The sequence below is a fragment of the Candidatus Thermoplasmatota archaeon genome (assembly GCA_029907305.1).
In the GTDB taxonomy this organism is placed as follows: domain Archaea; phylum Thermoplasmatota; class E2; order DHVEG-1; family DHVEG-1; genus JARYMC01.
This window is the reverse complement of sequence record JARYMC010000106.1, coordinates 1-4,126: the sequence shown is the minus strand read 5'-3', so window position 1 is coordinate 4,126 and position 4,126 is coordinate 1. Positions and strand designations below refer to the sequence as shown.

At 33.1% G+C, this 4,126-nt stretch carries 4 protein-coding genes; all 4 read left to right on the top strand.

Going from position 1 to position 4,126, the window contains the following annotated elements:
* Positions 1–190 precede the first annotated feature (190 nt).
* The 4 genes from QHH19_06915 to QHH19_06900 all read left to right on the top strand — a co-directional run bounded on the left by QHH19_06915 (position 191) and on the right by QHH19_06900 (position 4,037).
* The gene (locus tag QHH19_06915) at positions 191–424 is read left to right on the top strand and encodes a hypothetical protein (protein MDH7518053.1); all 234 of its coding nucleotides are present in this window, start codon (positions 191–193) and stop codon (positions 422–424) included.
* Positions 425–694: 270 nt separating this feature from the next.
* Positions 695–1,516: a recombinase family protein gene (locus tag QHH19_06910; GenBank protein MDH7518052.1), complete on the top strand. Its 822-nt coding sequence runs from the start codon at positions 695–697 to the stop codon at positions 1,514–1,516.
* A 556-nt stretch (positions 1,517–2,072) separates the two neighbouring features.
* The gene (locus tag QHH19_06905; protein ID MDH7518051.1) at positions 2,073–3,059 is read left to right on the top strand and encodes a hypothetical protein; all 987 of its coding nucleotides are present in this window, start codon (positions 2,073–2,075) and stop codon (positions 3,057–3,059) included.
* Positions 3,060–3,383: 324 nt separating this feature from the next.
* On the top strand, positions 3,384–4,037 hold the full coding sequence (locus tag QHH19_06900) for an NAD-binding protein (GenBank protein MDH7518050.1): 654 nt from the start codon (positions 3,384–3,386) through the stop codon (positions 4,035–4,037).
* Positions 4,038–4,126 lie beyond the last annotated feature (89 nt).

The following is a 4,126-nucleotide window of genomic DNA, read 5'->3' as shown; positions in this document are numbered from 1 at the left end:
ATTATTCTCAATAGCATTCTTACTTAACATTTTTACTGTAAGAATGAGACCTAGTTAATTCTGTCCCAATGCCGGGTATGATAGTAATCTTTAAAAAACTTCTTATCCGCGAAAAGTATTCAGGGTAGCTACTAAAATAAAAATACTAATTAACCTCTAATAATATTAAATATCTAATATAGGATGTTTTATGAAAAAGAAGGAAAAAGAAAAGAAAAAAATAAAAAAAAGGGTTACTGTTGGGACCGATGAATTTTGTTCTAAATGTATGGATTGGCGGGAATACGATGAGGAGGGGAGATGTAAGGTTTGTGGTAAACATATTAAAAAGATGCAGTCTCATAGGCCTAACTATGATGAGTATAGGATAGAGGGTGTCGCTGACGAAATCGATGAAGAAATGACTGAAAATGAGTTCGAATAAAAAAATTGCTTTTTTGTGTGTATTTTTTGAAAACAAATATGATATTAGTATTGGCATTTACTAAATAAACTTTGTAAACTTATAAAGTTAATTAGTTAACTATTAAACTTAAATTTATTTTGTTAACATGACACACGTTTTCAATATACTTATATTGATAGAATATATCTATCACGGTAAATAGATTCTAAAATAATGACAGATAATATCTATCATTGTAAATATTACACTCAGTCGATAATTTTATAAACAAAAATTCGCTAATAAAAAATGATGGATGCACAACCAATAAGAGCAGCAATTTATACTAGAGTATCAACTGAAGATCAAGCTAAAGAAGGATTCTCACTAGATGCACAACTGGAAAAACTCAGATCTTATTGTAAGGCAAGAGGCTGGATTATAGCAGGGGAATACATTGACGAAGGATATTCTGGTAGAAAAACTAGACGCCCCGCCTACACAAGAATGATGGAGGAAATTGACAAATGGGATGCCCTCCTTGTTATTAAAATGGATAGAATCCATCGTAATTCTAAAAACTTTATGCTAATGATGGAAGATCTAAACAAAAAAGGCAAAGAATTCGTTTCCATGATGGAATCACTTGATACATCAACAGCCATGGGGCGATTTGTAATGGATATAATACAACGTATCGCACAACTTGAATCTGAACAAATTGGTGAGCGAGTATACATTGGAATGGAACAAAAAGCCAAAACAAATGGTGGAGTACTAGGTTTTAATATACCATATGGCTATGACTACATTGATGGAAAATTTAAGATTAATAACATCGAGGCTCAGGTGATTCACAATATTTACTCTTGGTATATTAATGGAAAAAGTATGGGAGAAATTACAAAAATGTTGAACTTGGCAAAGATTCCAACTAAAAAGGGGGGATTTTGGGCCAAAAAGACCATTTCTAAGATATTAAAAAATCCGGTATACTGTGGATATCTACATTGGGAAGAATATGTAAATAAAAGTGACCATGAACCAATTATCAAGATCGATGATTTTAACGAAGTACAAAAATTGATCGCAGACCGCGGCGGAAAACCAGCCGAATTTTTGGCTGAATAGGCATTGAATCAGTTACCTTCGGACTACCGAAGGTAACCCACAGATGATTGATATTTCTCCTTATACTCCTCTGTATTTCTCCTGTTGATAAGATAGGGACAGAAAAATCTTATCTGATTTTTTAATTTTTTACATATTTTTGAACAAAATTAGTCCAGATTTTGATTTCTTATTAATTTCTGTTTGGTTTTTGATTTTAAATTTTGTAATTTCGTTTGCATCGCAATTTTAAATGATAGAGATTATCTAGCAATATATACAAACGTGCTAGTATTTATCATTCAAGATGCATGACAATATTTATCACAAAATATTGACATAATATAGCATATCATGCTAAGTTAAGTCTTAAAATTAAATAATTAACTAAGTTAGTAAATCAAATTAATAAATTAAGTATTAGATTTAAATTTACAAAATCTATTATTATACACAACAAAAAATAAATTAGATGCTGAGAAATCAACAAAAATTCGATGTTTGACGAAAAAACATTACACAAACCTTATTAACCATTATATAATTATATCACCAAAAAATTAGGGGAGGTAAAAAGATGAAAAAGTTACTGCCCTTGTTGGTAGTAGGAATTTTAGTCCTAACAGGACTTGGCGCTAGTGCCACTCCTTTCTACGATAACAGCATAACTATTAAATGGAAACAAAACAACTTTACAAATACTTTGAAAGGCGATGTGTTAGATCAATCACAGCTTGATATGGATTGGTTCGGACCTATAGGACCTTTTCCCTTAGCTGGTGGTGCTAACTATATCATAGCACAGACTTTTAAACCAACTAAACCAGTACTAACACGCGTTGAACTTATGATAGGTAAAAACTCAACAACAACATACGATTACACGGTAGCTATAAGAAACGCCTTAAATGGATCAGATTTAACATCTGTGAGTATACCTGCTGAGCAGATTGTTACAGAGAATTTTAGTTGGATAGAATTTAATTTCCCAGACATTGCAGTAACACCTGGCGACACGTATTACATAGTTTCGTACACAGTTAATGCTACTGATAACTGGTATGCATGGGGGATGAAAACAGGTAACGCATATCCAAATGGAACGATATATTATACGACAAATGATGGAGCAACCTGGGATGAAGAACCAAATGGTGATATGACTTTTAAGACCTATGGCAGAAGTAATTCTCCACCTGATATACCGTCTATATCTGGAAAAACAAAAGGTAAGGTATATGTCGCGTATGAGTATACTTTTGTAGCGACTGATTCCGACGGTGATGACGTCTATTATTATATCGAGTGGGGCGATGGTGAAGTGGTAGAATGGATGGGACCAAATCCTTCAGGAGAGCCAGTACATGTTAACCATACTTTTACATCAAAAGGAACCTTTATAATCAGAGCGAAAGCTAAGGATGTCTGTGGCGCTGAGAGCGACTGGGGTTATTTAGAAGTCAGCATACCAAGAACTTATACAGTCAGAAATTCGTTGCTCTTTAGACTTATGGAAAAGTTTCAGCATGCATTCCCGATACTGAGATACATACTAAAAGTATAAAAAAAAGTGGCTCTTCTCCACGAATTATCGGACTACCAGATATGAACAGCATAAAGGATTCCTCAGATCATGATTCAAGGAGAAAGATGACTTATGTGAGTCGTTTTGTCCGATGATTTAGGGACATGAGCCAAAAAAGTAATCTAAAAAATTCTCTTTTTTCTTTTTTGCACTAATGTTAACATCAATTATTTAATAGTTAAGCTTGTAAATATTATAGGTTTACAAAATAATGAGTAAGTTTTAACTAACACAAATGTTTTATACAGAACAAAATTTACACAAACCTCAAAAAAATTAAGTTAAGATGGAGCACAAAAAACAATGAATATTGTTATAGTAGGCGCAGGTGGCATAGGCCAAAAACTAACAGAACTAGCTCTAAAAGACGGAAATCACAACGTAGTAGTCATAGATAAAGACGAAGCTAAATGTGAAGAAATCGCAAGAAAATATGATGTTGTAGCAATAAACGCAGACGCAACAAAAGAAGAAACACTAGATGAATCTGAGGTAAAAAAAGCAGATGTTCTTGTAACAACAACAAAAGATGATGCTGTAAACCTTATGGTCATATATCTTGCAAAAAACAAAAAGGTTAAACACCTCGTATCCGTGGTTAACCAAGAGGAAAGCAAACCCATGTATATGGAAAGAGGTGTAAAAATGATTAAAAGCCCTGACGTAACAATGGCGGAGCACCTCTACAAATCAATAAAATACCCAAATGTCGAAGAACATATGGATGTAGGTAAATTCGCTGAGATATTCAGGTTATCAATATCACCAAATTCTCAGCTTTCTGGAAAAAAGATAAAAAACATGGGTTTACCAAAAAAGAGTCTTATAGTAGCAATAGAGAGAGATAATAAATTCATAATTCCAACAGATGAAGTAGAGGTACTTGCAGGTGACAAGGTAACTGTTCTAGCACATAAAGACCAGATAAACAAAGTAGCAGAGTTGTTTTCCGAATAATTATCAACCATTTAGGCTACATCCCGAAATGAGTCGAAGAATCATCTCTTGAACAATATTTTACTTTGAAATAGATCATAGAACATACA

Coding starts and splice junctions, on each gene's coding strand:
- QHH19_06910 (MDH7518052.1), top strand. CDS start 695: ATGATGGATGCACAACCAATAAGAGCAGCAATTTATACTAGAGTATCA.
- QHH19_06905 (MDH7518051.1), top strand. CDS start 2,073: ATGAAAAAGTTACTGCCCTTGTTGGTAGTAGGAATTTTAGTCCTAACA.
- QHH19_06915 (MDH7518053.1), top strand. CDS start 191: ATGAAAAAGAAGGAAAAAGAAAAGAAAAAAATAAAAAAAAGGGTTACT.
- QHH19_06900 (MDH7518050.1), top strand. CDS start 3,384: ATGAATATTGTTATAGTAGGCGCAGGTGGCATAGGCCAAAAACTAACA.